Source organism: Pectobacterium aroidearum, from assembly GCF_041228105.1.
In the GTDB taxonomy this organism is placed as follows: Bacteria; Pseudomonadota; Gammaproteobacteria; order Enterobacterales; family Enterobacteriaceae; genus Pectobacterium; species Pectobacterium aroidearum.
This window is the reverse complement of the sequence record NZ_CP166097.1, coordinates 886,617-907,723: the sequence shown is the minus strand read 5'-3', so window position 1 is coordinate 907,723 and position 21,107 is coordinate 886,617. Positions and strand designations below refer to the sequence as shown.

Genomic DNA, 21,107 nt, shown 5'->3' with positions numbered 1-21,107 from the left:
AGTTACCGATTTACAGGGTTAAACGTGATTGAGAAACACTATAAAAATACCCTCACGGGTAAACAAATATCGTTTTAAGCAGACTCTATTCATTTCTGATATGGTTTATAAAAATGAATAAGGAGGCGATATGGCAGCAATATCCTTACGACACATTGAGATTTTCCATGCGGTCATGACGACCGGGAATCTGACGGAAGCGGCGGTTCTGCTGAATACCTCGCAGCCGACCGTCAGCCGCGAACTGGCACGCTTCGAGAAACTGATTCAGATGACGCTGTTCGAGCGACTGCGCGGCAGGCTTTACCCCACCGCACAGGGGCTACAGCTGTTTGAAGAAGTGCAGCGTTCTTATTATGGATTGGATCGGATTATCAACGCCGCCAGCGATATTCGCCGTTTTCAGCAAGCGCAGCTTTCCGTTGCCTGTCTGCCCGTGTTTTCACAGTCGCTGCTGCCAGACGTCTGCAAACCGCTGCTGGCGCGCTATCCACGGCTTAATCTACACATCATTCCGCAGGAATCACCGCTGCTGGAAGAGTGGCTGTCCGCCCAGCGCCACGATTTAGGCTTAACGGAAAACAGCCTCACGCCAGCCGGTACAGAACGGCAAACGCTGATGTTACTCAATGAGGTGTGCGTGCTACCTGCCGGACATCCGCTGGCGCAAAAAGCGGTGCTCACACCGCAGGATTTTGCCGATGAGCCCTTTATCAGCCTGTCGAGTGCCGACAGCTATCGCCAACTGCTGGACAAACTGTTTCAGGAACACGGCGTGTCGCGTCGAATGGTACTGGAAACCCACAGTGCAGCGTCGGTATGTGCGATGGTACGGGCAGGCGTCGGGCTGTCCATCGTCAACCCGCTCACCGCATTGGATTATGCCGCCTCCGGCGTGATCGTGCGGCCTTTCAGCATTGATGTGCCCTTTACGGTCAGCCTGATTCGCCCACTGCACCGTCCTGCGTCGGCGCTGGTCGATACTGTGATTGACCAACTCAGGCAGTACGCTGCTGGCGTGCCTTCACGTCTGGAGCGGGTCTTGCGGCAGTAATCCCCTCGACGTTGACTCGGCTCCTTTAACCTGTCACTGCGTCAACGCACGCCAGCGCGGATCGTGAGCAAACCAGTCCACCAGAAAATCCAGCAGGGTACGCAGCGCAGCAGGCATCTGGCGGCGCGAGGTGTAAATGCCATAAATCCCCATCGCCTGCGGACGGTATTCCGGCAACAGCGCCACCAGTTGTCCCGTCGCGAGATAAGGCGTCACAGAATAGCGCGGTTGCAGCGCGATCCCCGCCCCTTCCAGCGCGCCAGCCAGCAGCACCAGCGATTCATTGCCGCTCAGGTTACCGCTGACGGGAATCGTAAACTTTTCATCATCGCGGGAAAAATGCCATAGGCTTTTGCCGAAATAGGTATAGGTCAGGCAGTTGTGAATCGAGAGATCGGTCAGCTGTCGCGGAATACCGTGCTCATTCAGATAAGAGGGCGATGCACACAGCACCGACTCACAGCGTGCCAGCGGTCGGGCAATCAGATTGGGATCCAGTTCGTTAGTAATACGCAGCGCCAGATCGATACGCTCCTCGACCAGATTCACCGCGCGGTTATTCATTTGCAGATCGATAGCGACCCGAGGATGGTGCCTTAGAAACGTCGTGATCGCCATGCCGAGCGCCCCCTGCGCCAACGATTGTGAGCAGCTAAGGCGTAGCAAACCGCTTAACGTGGCATCGTCGGTATCGGCCTCGATACGCATATCCGCCGTCAACGCCAGCATCTCCCGACAGCGCGCCAGCGTTTTTTCCCCGGCATCCGTCAGGCTCAGTTTGCGCGTCGTACGGTGCAATAACCGCGCCCCCACCCACGCTTCCATCTCTGCCAGATAGCGCGTCACCATTGCTCGAGACATGTCCAGCGTCTCTGCCGCCGCGATCATGCTGCCGCGGTCTATAATAGTCACAAATACTTCAGCCGCCGTAATGCGATCCATAAATTAGTCCGTTTTATGCAACAAACAATTGCCAGTTTTGCGGTTTTTCGTACGATTAATGCAACATAACATGAACCCACTTTCTGTCATACCTGTGGAGTATCACCATGTCTAAATCTATCGCTTTTACCGTATCTTTACTCGCTGCATCGCTGGGTCTGGCTTCTGCTGCTAACGCCGCAGAGTTAAAAATCGATGTGTTTAATCCAGGTGAAGCCAGCGTATTCCCAGTTTCCTCCGAAATTATCAGCGGAGATAAAGAAGTTGCTCTGATCGATGCGCAGTTCCAGCGTAACGATGCTCAGACGCTGGTTGAGCGCATCAAAGCCACCGGAAAAAAACTGACCACCGTGTATATCAGCCATTCCGACCCTGACTATTACTTCGGTCTGGACGTGATCAAAGCCGCTTTCCCGGATGCTAAAATCATTGCTACTCAGGCAACCATCGACGCAATCAACGCCAGCAAAGACGGCAAAGTGGCGCATTGGGGCCCCGTTCTGAAAGAAAACGCACCGAAAGAGATCGTGGTTCCTCAACCGCTGGAAGGCGATAGCTTCACCGTTGACGGCAAAAAGCTGGAAGTAAAAGGGCTGAAAGGGCCAACGCCAGATCGTACCTTCGTCTGGATCCCGTCGCTGAAAGCCGTTGTCGGTGGTATTCCAGTCTCTGCCAACATCCACGTCTGGCTTGCCGATACCCAAACGCCAGAATCTCGCGTTCACTGGCGTGAAACGCTGAAATCCATTGAAGCGCTGAAGCCGACCACCGTCGTACCGGGTCATTTCATCGCACCAACCGATTACACGCTGAAGAATGTGACCTTCACGCTGCAATATCTGGATACCGTGGAGAAAGAGCTGGCAAAAACCAAAAACTCTGCCGAGCTGATCGCTGCAATGAAAAAACACTACCCAACGCTGAAAGAAGAATCTGGTCTTGAACTGAGCGCCCAGGTTCTGAAAGGTGAAATGAAGTGGCCACAGTAAGACTGCATTACATTTACGATCCACTGTGCGGCTGGTGCTACGGCGCCGCCCCACTCGCGCTGGCTGCGCAGGAGATTGAGGGGCTGGATCTGATCCTCCACGGCGGCGGTATGATGACGGGCAGCAATAGCCGCACCATCACCCCCGAGTGGCACGATTATGTGATTCCTCACGATCGCCGCATCGCGCAAATGACCGGACAGACCTTCGGGGAAAATTATTACGAAGGGTTATTGCGCGACACCAGCGTCATACTGGATTCCGCGCCGCCGACGGCTGCCGTACTCGCTGCGGAAGCGATGGCTGACAAAGGCATGGAGATGTTGTACCAGATTGAGCAGGCGCACTACGTTTCCGGGCTCAAGATCGTCGACGCCGCCGTGCTACGTCAGTGTGCGGAAGCAATCGGTCTGGATGGCAATGCTTTCTGCACAGAATTCGCCTTTATTCAGGCAGAAGCGCTGTCAAAACACATCAGCGCCAGCCGGGAATTACTGGCGAAAGTACGCGGGCAAGGCTTCCCCACGTTCGCGCTGGAAGATGCCAACGGGAATTTCCAGCAAATTCCCGCGGCAAACTACCTCGGTCAGGTAGATGCATGGCGCAAGGTGCTGACACAGATGGTCAACCACGTCACCGCATAACGTTCTCGTCAACCTTCCAGGGAGCACGCCACGGCATGCTCCCTTTTTTCGCTCCCGATATCGGCTGTATCTCATCCGCGTAAACCGCTAAAGTATTTCCTTCGTGATAGATCAACGCGCTACCGCGTTTATTCATCAATCTCGTTGAGAAGGAAGCAACATGAACGAACAGTGGTCTGTTTTTGAAATATGGCTGGAAACGCACTGGCCTGAAGGACGCAAAGGGCTCAATCCCCCCGCTACAGAACAAGAAATCGACGCGCTTGAACAGGCGCTTGGCACTACGCTGCCCGACGATTACAAAGCCTGCCTGCGTGTTCATAACGGGCAAGATACCTACTCAGGCGGCCTTTTCGAGAACGCAGAATTCTTATCCACACACGCGGTATTGGAACAATGGGAAATCTGGCAATCGCTGCTTAGCGATGGGCAATTTGAGGGCATCCAGTCCAGCCCGGAAGACGGCATTAAAGACGACTGGTGGAACGCGAAGTGGATCCCCTTCACTCACAACGGCGGCGGCGATCACTACTGCCTCGATCTCGATCCGGCGACCGGAGGCCAGCACGGCCAGATTATTACCATGTGGCACGACATGGACGAGAGAGAGAAACTGTCCTCCTCGTTCGCAAACTGGTTCCAGAGCTATGTCTCTGACGTGATTGCCGGAAAGTACGCTTACTCTGATGAATACGGCGGGCTGACACCGATTGATTAGCTATAAATGCGTAAAGCAGTCAATAACAGGAGCGATTTACCATGAAATTAAGCCACAGTTTTAGCAGCGCATTAAGAACGTTTGCCTATTTCATGGCTAGCGGCACCCAAAATACGCTAGAAGGCATTGATTACCTTTCACTGTACGGTGAAGAGCCGAGTGCGTTTGAACAGGTCTTCGCTATCTACGCCAATGTGTTAGAGCTGGATGAAGACGGCAACGTACTGAACGCCAAATATGCCGAAAAACGGGCAACAGACTATTTACGACAATACTGCGACCCCAATTTCACCGTTGACCCTCCTTATGAGGACTGGGAAGTCGAGCTGCATTGATTTTCTCATAGAGTTCAATATCTTAAAATGAAAATCACTGCTACTCACCGGCAAAATAAGATGTGTGATACGTTATTTTAAATTTCAGTGTCACCCTTTCTCTTTTGAGATAACTTACATGAATATAATTTACCCCAGTGATTACTTTGATAGTTCAAAAGTGGATGAGATTTTTGAGGCAGAATATCATTCTGCGAAAGAACGCGGCTTACCCTGTCTGTTATTATCAACGCAGCATGTATCCACTGGAAAATACAAGTTTTCAAAGGATCTTGAACCGAATTCCCCAGTAATTTGGCGAGGCTGGATGCTCAAATCGGATGAATATAAGCGTTTGAGCGATGCGGTGACTCGGAATGGCGGTAATATGCTCGTATCCTTAGAAGATTACCTCTCAAGCCATCATATTACGGGATGGTATAAATCATGCGAAAAATATACGCCAGAGACTAATTTCCTAAAAGAAAGTGATAACTTCGATCAGATTACTAACCAGCTAAAATGGCCCAGCTATTTTGTTAAAGACTATGTTAAATCGCTAACCACATCCAGAGGGTCTATCGCTGAAAATGCTGAAGAGATCCGCGAGATAATAGCCGCCATTAAGCAATTTCGTGGCGACATTGAAGGCGGCATTAGTCTGAGAAAAGTTGAAGACATTATAAAAACCAGTGAAAGACGCTATTTTTCCTTTAGAAATAACGTGTACTCTTCTGACAACATGGTTCCTGCTCTTGTTGCTGAAATAGCGCAACATATCAGCTCGCCTTTTTTCTCGATTGATATGGCTGAAAACGCTGCTGGTGAACTTCGCCTGATAGAAATTGGCGATGGGCAAGTCTCTGATATCAAAGAATGGAATGTCGACAAGTTCATTCAAATATTTCTTAATATGCATTAGCTCAGATTTGGGCGACCGCTTTTGTGAGCCAGAGCAATACTTCCTCTGGCAAATTGCTTTATGCCCGGAGCGTACATGGAGCCACACCATAAAACCACGCTAAGGGATAGCGAAAAGTATTTATAAAACAGATGCCAATTTAGTTATTCATGGGAGTGATAATACGATGGTATTCGGATTTGTTACGAAGAAAGCATTAACTGACTGGCAAAATAAACCCTTATATCTGCCGCAGTTTCAGTTCTATGAGCGGCACCGCACCGTCATAAACACCACCACCCCTGAAAGAATATTACTGGCAATTGCTAGCTATGATGCCCAACAGGATGTCATTGTTAAAACCTTAATGTCGGTGCGGCAACTGCCGCAAAAATTACGACGCCATAAATCTGAAAGTGCGACTAGTCCATTTGGGCTACACAGTTTCACTTTATTAGAAAACACAAAAACCGAACTTTGCTATGGCTTAAGAGGACAATTCTGGAGGAGCGATTTTGGCCTTGAGGATGTACCAGATATTAGCGCCTATTGCGCAGCACTCCAGACGGGCAGCGCAAAGCTGCTGATGCGATATCAGGTTCAACAACTCGCTACCGATGAATATGCCCTCTGCACAGAAACCTTCATATATTGCCCTGACAGAACGACACAGTTAAAGATGGCCGGATACTGGCTGGCAATCAGAGTGGGGAGTGGCTGGATTCGGCAAAGGATACTCAAAGCAGTAAAGCTTGAGCTCGAGAAAGTGGGCTAGCAGCCTTACAGCGGATAATCGTGCCATTAATTAAGTCTAAGCTGGCATTGGACAGAATCAACTGAATGTCAAAAGTGGGACACTTGAATAGTTGTTCAAAGCCAAAGCCATATGGGAAATGTGCTCGCTTATAATTCGTTGCCGACCTGACCTCCCCTCAATCTAACGGCTACGTACCAGAAGAGGACGTATCCAACTTTTCGATGCGCTAAACAACTGGGAGCAGATCACAACTGGATCAAACCTGAGCCAATATACACAATGCGTAACTAACAGCGTCATGACTCATATTATTGACCTCCGGTTATCGCACAGGGGACGTGTGTTCCCTGAGGCAGGGTAAGATAACTATCCGTCACGACACGCTCTCTGTGCTATAGTCGCCCCGCAAAGGTAACCTCAGACCATACCGCCAGACACACACGAAACGATAACTGACAAATCATGACCGACGTAAAATCAGGTACACACCACACGGTATCTACCGACTCTCGCGCTTCTCGCCTTAACCGCTTCTCCATCGCGCCGATGCTCGACTGGACCGATCGTCATTGCCGTTACTTCCTTCGCCAGTTGAGCAGCCAGACGCTGTTGTATACCGAAATGGTGACGACAGGCGCGATTCTTCACGGTAAAGGCGACTATCTAGCTTATAGCGAAGAAGAACATCCGCTGGCGCTACAGCTCGGCGGGAGCGATCCGCAAGCGCTGGCGCAGTGTGCCAAACTGGCAGAACAGCGCGGCTATGATGAAGTTAACCTGAACGTCGGCTGCCCGTCTGACCGTGTACAGAATGGTCGTTTCGGCGCCTGTCTGATGGGCGAAGCGTCACTGGTCGCGGACTGCATCAAAGCGATGAAAGACAGCACCTCAATCCCGATTACGGTGAAAACCCGCATCGGCATTGACGATCAAGACAGCTATGCATTCCTGTGCGACTTTATTCAAACCGTTGCCGAACGCGGCGAATGTGAGACGTTTATCGTCCACGCGCGCAAAGCCTGGCTATCAGGTCTTAGCCCGAAAGAGAATCGGGAAATTCCGCCGCTGGATTATCCGCGCGTTTACCAGCTCAAGCGTGATTTTCCCGCGCTCACTATCGCCATCAACGGCGGTGTCAAAACGCTGGAAGAAGCCAAAACGCACTTACAGCATCTGGACGGCGTGATGATGGGGCGTGAAGCCTATCAGAACCCCGGTATTCTGGCGCAGGTCGACCGCGATCTGTTTGGCATCGACGCTGCCACACCAGATCTGGCTGGCGTCGTACGAACCATGTACCCCTATATCGAGCGCGAACTCTCCGGCGGCGCGGCATTAGGCCACATCACGCGCCACATGCTCGGCATGTTTCAGGGCATTCCCGGCGCGCGTCAATGGCGACGCTATCTCAGTGAAAATGCCCACAAACCCGGTGCCGATGCTGCAGTGGTAGAACGTGCATTAGCGCTGGTTAATCTGGTTTAAAAAACACTAATAGTTAGTCTTTTTCATCAACTCTACTTCACTCCTTCTCCTGACGTCGCTGGTAAATCAACCACTTACCAGCGGCACATCTTGGCACGATTCTTGTTATAGCTTATGTAGCACGCAGACCCACTTTTCCTGCGTCAGATGCGGTTTAACAGCTACAGGAGCGCACCATGTTGGAAATTTTCTTCGTTATTGGCTTTTTTATCATGCTGATGTTAACGGGCGTGTCACTGCTGGGCGTGATTGCGGCACTGTTTGTGGCGTCCCTTTTTATGCTGATTGGTGGGTTGTTTAGCATGGCGATAAAGGTGCTACCGTGGCTGATTTTGGCCGTTGCAGCGGTATGGCTGTGGCGCAAGTTTAGCGGCCGTCCCGTCTACAATTCACACCGCTATACCTATCGAAAATACACTTATCGCCAGCGTAACGGGAATGAGTGGTAATGCCAGACAGGGAAAAATCTGAATTACGCGCAAAAATGACGGGCAAGGCCGTATTTAACACCAACTTGTTTAATTCGGCCTGTCCTAATACGACCAGCTTTAGTACAAAAGTGTGCGCCAGCAGATATTTTTTCCCTGATGTGGCTGCTAGGATGACGCCACTGTTTGGCACTCGATCGTCCTTTACAGAGTGAACAAACCAGGTAAATAAAACAGGGTGGCAAACAAGCCACACGATTTCATCGTCGTCAGGGAAATAATAGCCGCATAGCGGCACCTTCGTGACGATCACCACGCTGTACCCTACATACAGTCTGATGAAATTTGCGTAATGGCAAGAGCCTCCCACAGGGAGGCTTTTTGCTTTTCAGCGACAAACTAGGGTATGAGCAAACATGAGCCCTGCGTGCTGCGGCTTTCCAGCGCACGATGGGCCGCTTGCGCATCCGACAGCGCGAATTGCTGGTTCTTCGGCACATCTACCGTAATCGCTCCGCTGGCGATCAGTGAAAAGAGTTCATTGCTGGCCTGTTCCAGTTCGGCACGGTTCGTTACGTAACCAAATAAAGACGGACGCGTGACGTACAGCGAACCTTTCTGGTTCAGAATCCCCAGATTGACGCCAGTAACCGGCCCAGATGCATTGCCGAAACTGACCATCAATCCACGGCGGCGCAGACTATCGAGCGAGGCTTCCCAGGTATCTTTCCCGACCGAGTCATACACGACGTTGACCTTCTGCCCATCGGTCAGCTCCGCAACACGCTGCGCAATATTCTCGGTACGGTAATTGATGGTCGCCCAGGCACCCGCCTGTGTCGCGCGCTCCGCTTTCTCATCAGATCCTACCGTCCCAATCAGCTTCGCCCCCAGCGCTTTCGCCCACTGGCAGGCAATCAGCCCAACGCCACCCGCCGCGGCATGGAACAGGAAGACCTCATTTGGCTTGATTTCATACGTCTGACGCAGCAGGTAATAAACCGTCAGCCCTTTCAGGAAAGAAGCCGCCGCCTGCTCAAAGCTGATGGCGTCCGGCAGCAGCGCAACCTTCTCCGCCACCACGTTATGCACGTCGCTATACGCGCCCAGCCCGGACTGCGCATACACGACGCGATCGCCCACTTTCAGCACGCTAACACCCGCGCCGACTTTGGTTACGACGCCCGCCGCTTCGGTTCCCAGCCCGGAAGGCAAATCAGGCACCGGATACAGGCCGCTGCGAATATAGGTATCGATAAAATTAATGCCGATGGCGCGGTTCTCAACCTGAACCTCTCCCGCAGCGGGGTCAGCCGGTGTGAAATCTACATATTGCAGAACCTCTGGGCCACCATAAGCTCGGAACTGAACGCGTTTTGCCATGTTATCTCCTTAATCGTGACAGGTTCATCGTTTCACCATTATAGGTATCCGATTGTGTTATTTCGGACGAGTGGCATATACAATGCCCCCTAATCCAATGGCAAATCAACCGGTAAAGAACCCGTTTCATGGCAGAGAAAAGACCCACCAATAAATCGAATGAACCCCGTGACCGCCAGATGGAAGGTCTGAAACTTCCGCCACATTCGCTGGAAGCGGAGCAATCGGTATTGGGTGGCCTGATGCTCGACAATGAACGCTGGGATAATGTCGCCGAGCGTGTTGTCGCGAACGACTTCTATAACCGCGCCCACCGCCTGATTTTCACCGAGATGCAGCGTCTGCTCGAAATGAGCAAACCGATCGACCTGATTACCCTGTCCGAATCGCTCGAACTGCAAGGCTCGCTGGAATCCGCGGGTGGCTTCGCCTATCTGGCTGAGCTCGCTAAAAACACGCCGAGCGCCGCCAATATCGGTGCCTATGCAGATATCGTGCGCGAGCGCGCCGTGGTGCGTGAAATGATCTCCGTCGCCAATGAGATCGCCGATGCGGGTTACGATCCACAAGGGCGTAGCAGTGAGGATCTGCTCGATCTCGCGGAATCCCGCGTCTTCCAAATCGCCGAAAACCGCGCCAGCAAAGATGAAGGCCCAAAAAGCATCGACCGCATTCTGGAAGATACCGTTTCTCGTATCGAACAACTGTATCAGCGCCCACACGACGGCGTAACCGGTGTGTCTACCGGCTATCAGGATCTGGATAAAAAGACCGCAGGCTTGCAGAAATCTGACCTGATTATCGTCGCCGCCCGTCCATCGATGGGGAAAACCACCTTCGCGATGAACCTGTGTGAAAACGCCGCGATGATGCAGGATAAACCGGTGCTAATCTTCAGTCTGGAAATGCCCGGCGAGCAGATCATGATGCGTATGCTCGCGTCGCTGTCTCGCGTGGATCAGACCCGCATTCGTACCGGTCAGTTGGACGATGAAGACTGGGCGCGTATTTCCAGCACCATGGGGATCCTGCTGGAAAAGCGCAACATGTACATTGATGATTCCTCCGGTCTGACGCCGACCGAAGTGCGATCCCGCGCCCGCCGAGTGTTCCGTGAACATGACGGCCTGAGCCTGATCATGATCGACTACCTGCAATTGATGCGCGTGCCGTCGCTGTCCGATAATCGTACGCTGGAAATTGCCGAAATTTCCCGCTCACTCAAAGCGCTGGCAAAAGAATTGCAGGTTCCGGTCGTCGCTCTGTCGCAGCTTAACCGTAGTCTGGAACAGCGCGCCGATAAGCGCCCGGTTAACTCGGATCTGCGTGAATCCGGCTCCATCGAGCAGGATGCCGACCTGATTATGTTTATCTATCGTGATGAGGTTTATCACGAAAACAGCGATCTGAAAGGCATCGCTGAAATCATTTTGGGGAAACAGCGTAACGGCCCGATTGGTTCCGTTCGTTTGACCTTTAACGGGCAGTGGTCGCGCTTTGATAACTATGCCGGCCCACAATATGACGATGAATAACGCAGCGCTCAGCAATGACAACACTGCACTAAGGAACAAGAATGAAAACGGCAACTGCCGTCATTAACCGGCGTGCTTTGCGCCACAACCTGCAACGTATCCGTCAGCTCGCGCCTGACAGTCAGGTCGTTGCCATCGTGAAAGCCAACGCCTACGGCCACGGCATGATCGAAGCTGCCCATACCTTTTGCGACGCTGACTGCTACGGCGTCGCACGGCTCTCCGAGGCGCTGGCGTTGCGCGCGGCGGGCATCACCAAGCCTATCGTCCTGCTGGAGGGCTTTTTCTCCGCCGACGACCTCCCGCTTCTGGTAGATCACCAGCTAGAAACCGCCGTTCACAGCCCCGAACAGCTTGCCGCGCTGGAGCAGGCTACGCTGTCACAGCCGCTACGCGTGTGGATGAAGCTCGATACCGGCATGCACCGACTTGGCGTTCTGCCGGAACACGCCGACGCGTTTTGGCAGCGTTTGACCGCATGTCGCAATGTGGTTCAGCCGGTCAATATCATGAGCCACTTTTCCCGTGCCGACGAGCCCGAGGCCGGAACTACCGAGCGCCAGTTGGCCTGCTTCGATGCCTTTACACAGGGTAAACCCGGCGCACAGTCCATCGCGGCCTCCGGCGGCATTTTGCTGTGGCCACAGTCGCACCGCGATCGCGTCCGCCCCGGCATCATTCTCTATGGCGTGTCGCCGTTGGATAACGAAGACGCCGCACATTTTGGCTTTCAGCCAGCAATGACTTTTACATCTCACCTGATCGCCGTGCGTGAACACCACACGGGCGAAGCGGTCGGTTACGGCGGCACCTGGACCAGCCCGCGCAATACCCGTTTGGGCGTCGTGGCCGTCGGCTATGGCGATGGCTATCCACGCTGCGCACCAGCCGGCACGCCCGTGCTCATCAATGGGCGTGAGGTGCCACTTTCCGGCCGCGTGTCGATGGATATGATTACGGTGGATTTAGGGCCGGATGCGCAGGATAAGGTTGGAGATGAAGTCATCCTGTGGGGACCGACGCTACCGGTTGAACGCATTGCCGCGCATACAGGCGCCAGCGCCTACGAACTGATCACGCGCTTAACGCAGCGCACCGCGTTGGAATACGTCGACGGTGAGTAAAAACGGACTAACGGGTTTTTATCGGCAAGCGCAAGGCTTGCCGACTTTCAGACGGGTTGTCTACTATACGGCAAGCTGGCTTGCCGTAGCCGCGATCCTGACGCTGTTTGCCCTCATTAATTACTTTACCCTGAAACCGACGGATGTCGGCGGCACGCTGTTTGGCGGCATGTTTAGCGCGATGTTCGATCTGATTTACTGGTCTTTCGCGGCGTCAGGATTCTGCTTTCTGGCGCTCTTTCGACTCTCGGGCTGGCGTGTTGCCTGGATACTCGCAGGACTGCTGCAAATCGGCATCAGCGCCCTGTGGCGGATTCAATATTGGCAAGAGTATGAAAACGACAATTTGATACTCTCCCCCATGCCCGGTGAACTGTATGTTTCCATGCTGGTAGGCGCAGGCATGGCCGCTATCGGCATCGTGAAATATCGACACGCGCGGCGCAACGCGACAGCACCACGCCCAACGTATGCTAAAGCCGTCGCCGCATTGCTGCTCATCGTGCTTTATCTGGCGCTTCCGCTACATCTCTACCAGCGTGAACCCCTCCCCTACTGCGCCTTTAGCCCCGACGGGCAGCAGCTCAGTATCTGTCTGGGAGACAATGACGAACGGATCATTGTGGAGTGATGCTACCCGGGATTGTGATCACGCTATCCCGAGAACCATCATTAAAAGAATAAACATCAGGCACTCCACGACTGGAAGTGCCTTTTGACTTAATTAATAGTCAGTTTTTACTGCCAGCGCCGCCATCGCACTTTTCTTCTTTTTCACCATGTAGCTCACAGCCAACGCCAGAAGCCAGAACGGAATCAACAGCACCGAAATCTGAATACCCGGCGTCATCGCCATGATGACCAAAATCCCCGCCAGAAACAGCAGACAAATCACATTCGTCATCGGGTAACCGAGGCTTTTAAAGCGCGTTTCATGGCCTTCCTGCTTTTTCGCCGCTCGGAATTTCAGGTGAGTGATGCAAATCATCGCCCAGTTAATGACCAAGGCAGAGACCACGAGCGCCATCAGCAACTCAAAGGCTCTACCCGGCATCAGGTAGTTGATCACGACACACAGAGCCGTCGCAAGTGCCGATACGCCGAGTGCCACCAACGGAATGCCGCGCTTATTGACGTTCAGCAACGCACGCGGGGCGTTCCCCTGTTTCGCCAACCCGAATAGCATGCGACTGTTGCAGTACACGCAGCTGTTATAAACCGACAAAGCAGCCGACAGCACCACCAGATTCAAAACAGTAGCCACAACGTTGCTATCCAGCGCATGAAAAATCATGACGAACGGGCTACCGCCTTCCACAACTTTCCCCCACGGGTACAGCGACAGCAGCACAGCCAGCGCGCCAACGTAAAACAGCAGAATGCGATAAATAACCTGATTCGTCGCGCGTGGGATGCTGTTTTGCGGATCGTCAGCTTCAGCCGCAGTGATCCCTACCAGTTCCAGTCCACCGAAGGAGAACATGATCACCGCCATCGCCATGACCATACCGCTGATGCCGTTCGGGAAGAAACCACCGTGCTGCCATAGATTTGCGACACTAGCGTCAGGGCCACCCGCCCCACTGAACAACAGATAGCAGCCAAATACAATCATCCCCATGATGGCCGCAACCTTAATGATCGAAAACCAGAATTCCATTTCACCGTACACTTTAACGCTCGTCAGATTGATGGCGTTAATCAGTACAAAAAATGCCCCCGCAGAGACCCAGGTAGGCACGTCCGGCCACCAGTACTGAATATATATCCCGACCGCCGTTAACTCGGCCATACTGACCAGAACGTACAACACCCAGTAATTCCAACCGGACATAAACCCGGCGAACTCTCCCCAATATTTATACGCAAAGTGGCTGAACGAGCCAGCAACGGGCTCTTCCACCACCATTTCACCCAACTGGCGCATAATAAAGAATGCGATAACGCCCGCAATCGCATAGCCAAGCAGCACCGATGGCCCCGCCATTTTGATGGTCTGCGCGATGCCTAAAAACAGCCCGGTACCTACCGCGCCTCCCAGTGCGATCAGTTGAATATGGCGATTTTTCAATCCTCTTTTCAACTGCCCTTCTTCTTGTTGTGTCTCCATTTTTCCCCCGTCAGCAATAAAATTCGAATCGGGAGGATGTAGCAACTATCAGGCCAGATAACCCCTCATCCCTGCCATCATGATCATCATTCACATAACGCAATGAAAAGTTAGAAAATTTATTTCCACTCCAATTTCACACATCACGCATAAATTCAGAAAATACGAACATTAAACGCACATTAATGATCAATAATGCACACAGTTGCATCGTATTTTGCCCTGCGATGCATGAATTGAACCATCATGGTGCAAACTGAGATTGAGCGGCCCTGTAGCGATAAAAAACTCATAGGCAACACAGCCTAAAAAGCTGGTAGTCTGTTTGACTCACTATCTGACACGGTTTAGGGAACGCGATGTACAACATTGATGATTTCGATCTGAAAATCCTGACGCTGCTACAGACCAATGGTCGCCTGACCAATCAGGAATTGAGCGAACTGGTTGGGCTTTCCGCTTCACAATGCTCCCGTCGCCGCATCGCACTGGAGCAGGCACAGCTCATTCTTGGCTACCATGCCCGCCTGTCGCCGAATGCCGTTGGATTGGAATGTCTGGGGTTAATTGAAGTACGGTTGATCAACCACACCAGCGAATACGTTGAACGCTTTCACCAGATGCTGGGGGAAGTGGATGCGATTATTGACGCCTATAAAACCACGGGTGATGCCGATTATCTGTTAAAAGTCGCCGTCGCGGATCTGCCCGGACTCAGCACGCTGATTAGCCAGATTCTGTCGCAGAATAAGAGCATCGCGCATCTGAAAACCTCGGTGGTATTAAACCGCCTTAAAGAGAACGGTTTGATCACGCCAGAACTGCCTGCGTTGCCCTGATTTGGGGCAATCGCGTCTATTTGGTGCAAAAAAACGAGAAACTCACGCAACAAATCACCATTTTTCGCACAACATAACTAAATAAATGACAGATTACGCACAAATCACGCATTATTTTCATTTATATAATTCAATACGTTACTCTTATTACCGCAGGTATTTCACATAAACCAGCCGCTACGCGGCATCATCTGGTGTGATTCTTGCTTTGGTAAGCACATATTTTTACGACAGTCTATTGAGTGCTCACCATGGATAACGTTATTCCCACACAAAAAATATCACACACGCTGCTGGAAGACGTTTTGGCAATAGTGACCGGCACACTGATGGTGTCATTTGGCGTCATCCTGCTACGTCAGGCTGGCGCACTCACCGGCGGCACCGCAGGCATAGCTTTCCTTATCCACTATCTGACAAACGTTTCCTTTGGCGTCGCGTTTTTCCTGCTGAACCTGCCCTTCTACTATCTGGCCGTACGCCGTATGGGATGGGAATTCACGGTGAAAACGTTCTGCGCCGTCGGACTCGTGTCCCTGTTTTCCGATCTACATCCACTGTTCATTCATTTCGATCAGCTCAATCCGTTCTACGCCACGCTGTTCGGCAGTATCATCACCGGAATAGGTTTCATTGTCCTGTTCCGTCATAAGGCTAGCCTCGGCGGCGTGAATATTCTGGCGCTGTACCTTCAGGACAAATACGGCCTGCGGGCGGGAAAACTCCAGATGGGCGTTGACGTTGTGATTGTGCTGACTTCCCTGTTCGTGGTAAGCATACCTATGTTGATTGCTTCGATTCTGGGGGCAACCGTTCTGAACCTGATTATCGCGATGAATCATCGCCCTGGCCGTTATGCGGCCTGATTGCCCCCCACCATCGTCGGGGTTGCGGTACCCATAAAAATGACACACTCAGGAGAGCTACACTGTGTTTCAAAACGTTGATACCTATGCCGGAGATCCTATCCTGTCTCTGATGGAAAAATTCAAACAGGATCCAAGAGCGGATAAGATCAATTTGAGTATCGGGCTCTACTACAACGAGCAGAATATTATCCCGCAGTTGCGATCTGTGAGTGCGGCAGAAAGCAGCCTGAAACAGCCGGCTCAGAGCGCGAGTTCTTATCTGCCGATGGAAGGGTTACAGCCTTACCGTACCGCGATCCAGCAATTGCTGTTTGGTGCAAACCATACGGTGCTGGAAGCCGGTCGCATCGCCACCATTCAGACGCTGGGTGGTTCCGGTGCGCTGAAAGTCGGTGCGGATTTCCTGAAACGTTACTTCCCGAATTCAGAAGTGTGGGTCAGCGATCCAACATGGGAAAACCATATTGCGATCTTTGAGGGCGCGGGCTTTAACGTTCACACCTACCCGTATTTCGATGGCGACAGCCTAGGCGTGAAATTTGATGCCATGCTGGCCACGCTGCAAACGCTGCCGGCGCGCAGCATCGTACTGCTGCACCCATGCTGCCACAACCCGACCGGTTCTGACCTCACCACCGAACAGTGGGATCGCATCATTGAGGTCATCATCCAGCGCGAGCTGATTCCGTTTATGGACATCGCCTATCAGGGCTTTGGCCTCGGGATCGATCAGGATGCCTATGCGATTCGCGCCGTTGCCAGCGCGGGCGTTCCGGCACTCATCGCCAACTCGTTCTCCAAGATTTTCTCACTGTATAGCGAGCGCGTCGGCGGCCTTTCCGTGGTGTGTGACGATGCCGACAGCGCACAGCGCGTGCTGGGTCAGTTAAAAGCGACCGTCCGCCGCAACTACTCTTCCCCACCGAATTTCGGCGCACAGGTGGTCTCTAAAGTCCTGAATGACGCGCAGTTGAACGCTGACTGGAAAGCGGAAGTCGAAGAAATGCGTACCCGCATTCTGAGCATGCGTCAGGAACTGGTGTCGGCACTGAAAAACGCGCTGCCGAACCGTAACTTCGACTACCTGCTCACCCAACGCGGCATGTTCAGCTACACCGGTTTCAGCCCGGAACAGGTTGATCGTCTGCGTGAAGAATTCGGCGTCTACCTGATCGCCAGCGGCCGTATGTGTATAGCGGGGCTGAACCACAGCAACGTCCAACGCGTCGCTGCGGCTTTCGCCGCGATTCAGTAAATCGTAAAATAATAAAGCCACTGGCTTAACCGGCTCACCGTTGTGAACTCGCTTAACTCAGTGGCTTGTGTGATAAAAATTTCATGACCCAACTACGCTACCTGAACGGTTACCCTCCGGCGATTGTTGCCCAAGTACAAACGCTCCTCGATCAAGGCAAACTCGGCCCCTGGCTGGAAAAAAGATACCCTGACCGCCATCAGATTCAGAGTGACAAGTCGCTCTATCAGTTCGTCGCCGAGCTGAAACAGCGCTACCTGAAAAATGCCCCGGCAATATCAAAGGTGCTTTACGACAATAAACAGAACCCGATAAAAGGGACGCTGGGCACCAATACGTTTGTGGCACGTGTGCAAGGTGGAAAATTAAAATCCAACAACGAAATCAGAATAGCGACGCTATTTCGTGACGGGCCAGAAGATTTCCTGCGAATGATCGTGGTACACGAACTCGCCCACCTCAAAGAAAAAGATCACAACAAGGCCTTCTATCAACTCTGCTGCCATATGGATCCTGACTACCATCAGTTGGAATTTGATATGCGCATCTGGCTAAACTGGCGAGAAATAAATTCAGCTTCGGTCTAACTTCATCTTTTATTATGGCCGCTTTACTTTAGCTTTGCCTTAGCCGTATTATTTCCGTGCGGATAATCGATATATTATCACGCAGTCTATTGATAAATATTCTCATAAGGATTTGATATGGCTAATTTGATTTATGCCAGCATTAATGGCCAAAAACAGGGTTTAATATCATCTGGTTGCTCAACGCTAGATTCGATTGGTAATCGCTACCAAACGGGTCATGAAGATCAAATACAAGTATTAGGTTTAAACCATAGCATCAGCCGCGATCAGAATGTCGCCCATCATCCGATTCATTTTATTAAGCCAATCGATAAGTCTTCCCCGTTATTAGGGATGGCAATCTCTTATAATGAAAAGGTCGATGTGACATTTTATTTCTATCGCGTCAATTCCGCTGGACAGTTAGAACTTTATTACGAAGTGACCTTAACCGATGCGAGCATTGTCGACGTCACCTGTGTCTATCCACACGTCATCGATAACAACGACATCATGCCGTATGAAAAAGTCCAGCTAAAATATAAAACCATAGCCTGGAACCACAAAATCGCAGGAACATCGGGTTACAGCATTTGGGAGGAAATGAGCCTCTAATATTTATGACCTTTGATAACAGGCACATCTTATTAGTTGTGCTTGTTATTCACCATTAATCACAAAGAGAGATATTTTTCACATACTTATTGGGGTCCATCCAGGAGTGTTTAGGGCAGATTTCATAGCCTTGATCTCTAAAATTAAAAGATATATACATAGATGCAACAAAACTAACCACCACACCAATAAAAAACAAATAACCACACACACTTGCTAATATGCCATGCATTCCTATAGGTTTGTTTTTTACTGCCATGCAAAACCCTAAATACGAAAAGTAAAATAATATTGGCGCACCAAAAATAAGGATGCCTACCTTCCATGAAAAGATAATGACATCATTTAGCCTAAATAGATTCCAATAACCGTTAAAAGAAAACCATATTCCCCAGCATGTAAGAATAAAAATCAACACTGAGAACGCGAAAAATAACGGCCTATTTATTTCAAACACGAACAACCCTCCACAAGCATGAAAAATAAAAACCTATAAGATCATTGTTTACCATTCATCACAAAGAGAAATATCTTTCACATACTTATTAGGAGCTATCCATGAGTTCTTGGGACAGGTTTTATAATCTTGATCATTAAGAACATATGATATATAAATTGATGAGAAAAAACTAACGACCGCACCAAATATAGCTATAATAGCTAATGAGTTAGCTAGTTTATTATTCATTTTAGACACTTCATTATTTATGGCCGAATAAAATGCCAAATATGAAAAATAAAACAACAAAGGTGATCCAAATACCATTAATCCAAGTTTCCAGGAAAAAATAATCACATCACTTTTTTGTAAAAAACTCAAATATCCATTGAAAGAAATACAGCTAATAAAACATGATAGAAAAAAAAGGAAAACTGCAAACGCGCCAACTAATGGCCTATTTACCTTAACCACGACTGTACCTCCCCCAGGCATGAAAAAGCATTCCCTATCAGACGTCCATTTTTCTTCTTACTCTTTACAAAGAGCGATGTCTTTCACATATTTATTGGGAGCTACCCATGAGCTCTTGGGACAGATTTTATAACCCAGCTCATTAAGACTATAAGAGATATACATAGATGAAAATAAACTCACCACAGTACCAAAAATAGCAAATATAACCAATACATTTGAAATTTTATTATTCATTTTAATTGGTCTATTTTTTATAGCAGAAAAAAAACCAAAATAAGAAAACTGGAACACGATTGGAACTAGAAAAATCACCACTCCGAGTTTCCATGAAAATGAAATGACATCATTTAGATTAAAGAAATCAATATACCCGTTTAAAGAGAACCATCCTCCCCAGCACGAAAGAATAAAAATAAAAACTGAATATATGAAAAAAAACGGTCTATTTATCTTAACCACGACTGACTCTCCCCCATGCATGAAAGAATTGATCGGGATGGTATGGTGTATATTGTATTTTATGCGATTTCAAATTTTTTATTATCGTCTCACTTATTTTATACTCATTATCCAACCACAGTAATGAAAGACTGACTATCACCCCAATAGCAAAGATGCCAAAAGCAATGCCAATAACACTGAACCCCGTAGCCATAAGTCCAGTCGCTAATGTTTTTGCTCCCCAGGCAACCCCAACCGATACAGCCAGTTTTGCCGCATCCATCGTTAAATTAACAAAGAAATCGGTCAGTGCGTATTCATCTTTCACCATCAACTCAATGGCTCGATAAGCACCTGAAAACACAATGCAGAACCTTGCCCCAGTCGCAATACCACTTTCAATCCCTTTTGTACCTATCCCTATATCAAGTATTTTATGGTTACTGACTAAATATCGGGTGGCATCTAAATATTTCCTTACCCCCGGATAGCCAGATAGTTTTATGTATTTACTGCCATTTTTCCCGACATATTCCGTTGCCGTGACGCCGAACCCTTTCATATCCATCACGATTCGGCTCACAGACACGGCTTCTGCGATGTTTCCGGCAAACGATGAAACAGGATCGGTACAGCCAAATATGGCCGTTTTCCACGACTCATTAGGGTTAGGTGTGCATAACGTTTGTAAAAAATACGTCGCTTCCTGCGCAGTTAATATGGCATGAATGTTATCGTTATTTATTTCATTGAGTTGAGCATGTAATTTCTGATAGTTAATATCAGCATGCTGCTTTTTAAAATCAAGATGATCTTCTAACCGATAGTCATCATCAACAAGTGTTTTTAAAACCGGATCGTATTTCACAGCCACTCACTCCCTTGAATTTGACTTAAGTCAACGTACTATTTCCCTGTAAGGGAACTTTAACGGAAAAATGATGATTTTTAAATATTAATAACGCCAATCTGCAATTTTTCATTCCCCATAAAGAAACCCGTTACTTAAAAATGTTACGAAAAAGTGGAATCAAAAATACGTTATTTAAAGAGGATAAAGCATCAAACGCTGACGATAGTCTTACTTCGATAATAGCCAGATAATGGCGCTTAAAACTGGGTATAAACTGCCTGTACGGCAGTGAACGGCGCAGGTACTCTTCGTGCATTTGCTGTGCATTTCTAAGCTGCCTATGCGGCAGTGAACCGCGGGTTTTAC

24 protein-coding genes and 1 CRISPR repeat array (1 of these 25 only partly in view) are annotated in these 21,107 nt (G+C 50.0%); of the genes, 17 read left to right on the top strand and 7 right to left on the bottom strand.

The annotated features are described in order from the left end of the window. Window positions 1–130 precede the first annotated feature (130 nt). The gene (locus tag AB8809_RS04075; protein WP_349854513.1) at window positions 131–1,054 is read left to right on the top strand and encodes a LysR family transcriptional regulator; all 924 of its coding nucleotides are present in this window, start codon (window positions 131–133) and stop codon (window positions 1,052–1,054) included. Window positions 1,055–1,087: 33 nt separating this feature from the next. Here the strand turns inward: AB8809_RS04075 and AB8809_RS04070 are convergent, their stop codons facing one another. Beyond that, on the bottom strand, window positions 1,088–1,996 hold the full coding sequence (locus AB8809_RS04070; protein WP_349854514.1) for a LysR family transcriptional regulator: 909 nt from the start codon (window positions 1,994–1,996) through the stop codon (window positions 1,088–1,090). Window positions 1,997–2,103: 107 nt separating this feature from the next. Between AB8809_RS04070 and AB8809_RS04065 the strand changes: the two genes are divergently transcribed. The 8 genes from AB8809_RS04065 to pspG all read left to right on the top strand — a co-directional run bounded on the left by AB8809_RS04065 (window position 2,104) and on the right by pspG (window position 8,253). Then, window positions 2,104–2,985, top strand: a complete 882-nt coding sequence (locus AB8809_RS04065) for an MBL fold metallo-hydrolase (protein WP_015841628.1) — start codon at window positions 2,104–2,106, stop codon at window positions 2,983–2,985. Then, window positions 2,973–3,629, top strand: coding sequence for a DsbA family protein (locus tag AB8809_RS04060; RefSeq protein ID WP_182100603.1), 657 nt, complete (start codon window positions 2,973–2,975; stop codon window positions 3,627–3,629). Before AB8809_RS04065 ends, AB8809_RS04060 begins: the two co-directional genes overlap by 13 nt. Window positions 3,630–3,789: 160 nt before the next feature. Then, entirely contained in the window at window positions 3,790–4,347 is a 558-nt protein-coding gene (locus AB8809_RS04055; protein WP_349854515.1) for an SMI1/KNR4 family protein, read from the top strand. Window positions 4,348–4,388: 41 nt separating this feature from the next. Continuing rightward, the gene (locus AB8809_RS04050) at window positions 4,389–4,682 is read left to right on the top strand and encodes a hypothetical protein (RefSeq protein ID WP_015841631.1); all 294 of its coding nucleotides are present in this window, start codon (window positions 4,389–4,391) and stop codon (window positions 4,680–4,682) included. Window positions 4,683–4,800: 118 nt separating this feature from the next. Then, a complete protein-coding gene (locus tag AB8809_RS04045; RefSeq protein WP_349854516.1) occupies window positions 4,801–5,583 on the top strand; it encodes an ATP-grasp domain-containing protein in 783 nt (260 codons plus the stop codon). Between the two features lie 166 nt (window positions 5,584–5,749). Next, on the top strand, window positions 5,750–6,337 hold the full coding sequence (locus AB8809_RS04040; protein ID WP_349854517.1) for a hypothetical protein: 588 nt from the start codon (window positions 5,750–5,752) through the stop codon (window positions 6,335–6,337). 444 nt (window positions 6,338–6,781) lie between these two features. Continuing rightward, window positions 6,782–7,804: a tRNA dihydrouridine(20/20a) synthase DusA gene (gene dusA, locus AB8809_RS04035; protein ID WP_349854518.1), complete on the top strand. Its 1,023-nt coding sequence runs from the start codon at window positions 6,782–6,784 to the stop codon at window positions 7,802–7,804. Window positions 7,805–7,980: 176 nt separating this feature from the next. Next, window positions 7,981–8,253, top strand: a complete 273-nt coding sequence (gene pspG, locus AB8809_RS04030) for an envelope stress response protein PspG (RefSeq protein WP_015841635.1) — start codon at window positions 7,981–7,983, stop codon at window positions 8,251–8,253. Window positions 8,254–8,631: 378 nt separating this feature from the next. Here the strand turns inward: pspG and AB8809_RS04025 are convergent, their stop codons facing one another. Then, the gene (locus AB8809_RS04025) at window positions 8,632–9,615 is read right to left on the bottom strand and encodes a quinone oxidoreductase (protein ID WP_181829258.1); all 984 of its coding nucleotides are present in this window, start codon (window positions 9,613–9,615) and stop codon (window positions 8,632–8,634) included. Window positions 9,616–9,743: 128 nt separating this feature from the next. On the opposite strand from AB8809_RS04025, the gene dnaB reads away from it, so the two are divergent. Genes dnaB through AB8809_RS04010 form a run of 3 tightly spaced genes read left to right on the top strand, consistent with a single transcriptional unit; the run spans window position 9,744 to window position 12,905 of the window. Then, window positions 9,744–11,150 carry a replicative DNA helicase gene (gene dnaB, locus AB8809_RS04020; protein ID WP_010279223.1) on the top strand — a complete coding sequence of 469 codons (1,407 nt, stop codon included), beginning with the start codon at window positions 9,744–9,746 and terminating at the stop codon, window positions 11,148–11,150. A gap of 41 nt (window positions 11,151–11,191) precedes the next feature. Then, window positions 11,192–12,274: an alanine racemase gene (alr, locus tag AB8809_RS04015; RefSeq protein WP_349854519.1), complete on the top strand. Its 1,083-nt coding sequence runs from the start codon at window positions 11,192–11,194 to the stop codon at window positions 12,272–12,274. Further along, complete coding sequence (locus AB8809_RS04010; protein WP_349854520.1) at window positions 12,267–12,905, top strand: hypothetical protein; 639 nt, start codon at window positions 12,267–12,269, stop codon at window positions 12,903–12,905. Before alr ends, AB8809_RS04010 begins: the two co-directional genes overlap by 8 nt. Before the next feature lie 93 nt (window positions 12,906–12,998). On the opposite strand, the gene AB8809_RS04005 is transcribed toward AB8809_RS04010, so the two are convergent. Next, entirely contained in the window at window positions 12,999–14,384 is a 1,386-nt protein-coding gene (locus AB8809_RS04005) for an amino acid permease (RefSeq protein ID WP_180778604.1), read from the bottom strand. A gap of 359 nt (window positions 14,385–14,743) precedes the next feature. Between AB8809_RS04005 and AB8809_RS04000 the strand changes: the two genes are divergently transcribed. From AB8809_RS04000 to AB8809_RS03980, 5 genes are all read left to right on the top strand, one after another. Further along, the gene (locus AB8809_RS04000; protein WP_015841640.1) at window positions 14,744–15,223 is read left to right on the top strand and encodes an Lrp/AsnC family transcriptional regulator; all 480 of its coding nucleotides are present in this window, start codon (window positions 14,744–14,746) and stop codon (window positions 15,221–15,223) included. Window positions 15,224–15,474: 251 nt separating this feature from the next. After that, a complete protein-coding gene (locus AB8809_RS03995; protein ID WP_015841641.1) occupies window positions 15,475–16,089 on the top strand; it encodes a YitT family protein in 615 nt (204 codons plus the stop codon). 64 nt (window positions 16,090–16,153) lie between these two features. After that, window positions 16,154–17,347 carry an amino acid aminotransferase gene (locus tag AB8809_RS03990; RefSeq protein ID WP_349854521.1) on the top strand — a complete coding sequence of 398 codons (1,194 nt, stop codon included), beginning with the start codon at window positions 16,154–16,156 and terminating at the stop codon, window positions 17,345–17,347. Between the two features lie 83 nt (window positions 17,348–17,430). After that, the gene (locus AB8809_RS03985; protein ID WP_180778602.1) at window positions 17,431–17,934 is read left to right on the top strand and encodes a M48 family metallopeptidase; all 504 of its coding nucleotides are present in this window, start codon (window positions 17,431–17,433) and stop codon (window positions 17,932–17,934) included. 117 nt (window positions 17,935–18,051) lie between these two features. Further along, window positions 18,052–18,531: an Hcp family type VI secretion system effector gene (locus AB8809_RS03980; RefSeq protein WP_010295094.1), complete on the top strand. Its 480-nt coding sequence runs from the start codon at window positions 18,052–18,054 to the stop codon at window positions 18,529–18,531. Window positions 18,532–18,586: 55 nt separating this feature from the next. On the opposite strand, the gene AB8809_RS03975 is transcribed toward AB8809_RS03980, so the two are convergent. From AB8809_RS03975 to AB8809_RS03960, 4 genes are read right to left on the bottom strand one after another with little or no spacing between them, the layout of a single operon-like run. Further along, the gene (locus AB8809_RS03975) at window positions 18,587–18,988 is read right to left on the bottom strand and encodes a DUF1240 domain-containing protein (RefSeq protein WP_181845936.1); all 402 of its coding nucleotides are present in this window, start codon (window positions 18,986–18,988) and stop codon (window positions 18,587–18,589) included. Window positions 18,989–19,036: 48 nt separating this feature from the next. After that, window positions 19,037–19,444 (bottom strand): DUF1240 domain-containing protein, encoded by a 408-nt coding sequence (locus tag AB8809_RS03970; protein WP_349854522.1) that lies wholly within the window; start codon window positions 19,442–19,444, stop codon window positions 19,037–19,039. Window positions 19,445–19,501: 57 nt separating this feature from the next. Then, the gene (locus AB8809_RS03965) at window positions 19,502–19,906 is read right to left on the bottom strand and encodes a DUF1240 domain-containing protein (protein ID WP_349854523.1); all 405 of its coding nucleotides are present in this window, start codon (window positions 19,904–19,906) and stop codon (window positions 19,502–19,504) included. Beyond that, window positions 19,899–20,756 carry a hypothetical protein gene (locus tag AB8809_RS03960; protein WP_342411548.1) on the bottom strand — a complete coding sequence of 286 codons (858 nt, stop codon included), beginning with the start codon at window positions 20,754–20,756 and terminating at the stop codon, window positions 19,899–19,901. The genes AB8809_RS03965 and AB8809_RS03960 overlap by 8 nt, the downstream gene beginning before the upstream one ends. A 251-nt stretch (window positions 20,757–21,007) precedes the next feature. Then, window positions 21,008–21,107: a CRISPR direct-repeat array (repeat unit 28 nt; unit sequence TTTCTAAGCTGCCTATGCGGCAGTGAAC) (it continues 2,091 nt past the right edge of the window).

Bases quoted from the DNA above. Each gene is read 5' to 3' on its own strand.
- AB8809_RS04075 (WP_349854513.1), top strand. From the start codon at position 131: ATGGCAGCAATATCCTTACGACACATTGAGATTTTCCATGCGGTCATG.
- AB8809_RS04070 (WP_349854514.1), bottom strand. From the start codon at position 1,996: ATGGATCGCATTACGGCGGCTGAAGTATTTGTGACTATTATAGACCGC.
- AB8809_RS04065 (WP_015841628.1), top strand. From the start codon at position 2,104: ATGTCTAAATCTATCGCTTTTACCGTATCTTTACTCGCTGCATCGCTG.
- AB8809_RS04055 (WP_349854515.1), top strand. From the start codon at position 3,790: ATGAACGAACAGTGGTCTGTTTTTGAAATATGGCTGGAAACGCACTGG.
- AB8809_RS04050 (WP_015841631.1), top strand. From the start codon at position 4,389: ATGAAATTAAGCCACAGTTTTAGCAGCGCATTAAGAACGTTTGCCTAT.
- AB8809_RS04045 (WP_349854516.1), top strand. From the start codon at position 4,801: ATGAATATAATTTACCCCAGTGATTACTTTGATAGTTCAAAAGTGGAT.
- AB8809_RS04040 (WP_349854517.1), top strand. From the start codon at position 5,750: ATGGTATTCGGATTTGTTACGAAGAAAGCATTAACTGACTGGCAAAAT.
- dusA (WP_349854518.1), top strand. From the start codon at position 6,782: ATGACCGACGTAAAATCAGGTACACACCACACGGTATCTACCGACTCT.
- pspG (WP_015841635.1), top strand. From the start codon at position 7,981: ATGTTGGAAATTTTCTTCGTTATTGGCTTTTTTATCATGCTGATGTTA.
- AB8809_RS04025 (WP_181829258.1), bottom strand. From the start codon at position 9,615: ATGGCAAAACGCGTTCAGTTCCGAGCTTATGGTGGCCCAGAGGTTCTG.
- dnaB (WP_010279223.1), top strand. From the start codon at position 9,744: ATGGCAGAGAAAAGACCCACCAATAAATCGAATGAACCCCGTGACCGC.
- alr (WP_349854519.1), top strand. From the start codon at position 11,192: ATGAAAACGGCAACTGCCGTCATTAACCGGCGTGCTTTGCGCCACAAC.
- AB8809_RS04005 (WP_180778604.1), bottom strand. From the start codon at position 14,384: ATGGAGACACAACAAGAAGAAGGGCAGTTGAAAAGAGGATTGAAAAAT.
- AB8809_RS04000 (WP_015841640.1), top strand. From the start codon at position 14,744: ATGTACAACATTGATGATTTCGATCTGAAAATCCTGACGCTGCTACAG.
- AB8809_RS03995 (WP_015841641.1), top strand. From the start codon at position 15,475: ATGGATAACGTTATTCCCACACAAAAAATATCACACACGCTGCTGGAA.
- AB8809_RS03985 (WP_180778602.1), top strand. From the start codon at position 17,431: ATGACCCAACTACGCTACCTGAACGGTTACCCTCCGGCGATTGTTGCC.
- AB8809_RS03980 (WP_010295094.1), top strand. From the start codon at position 18,052: ATGGCTAATTTGATTTATGCCAGCATTAATGGCCAAAAACAGGGTTTA.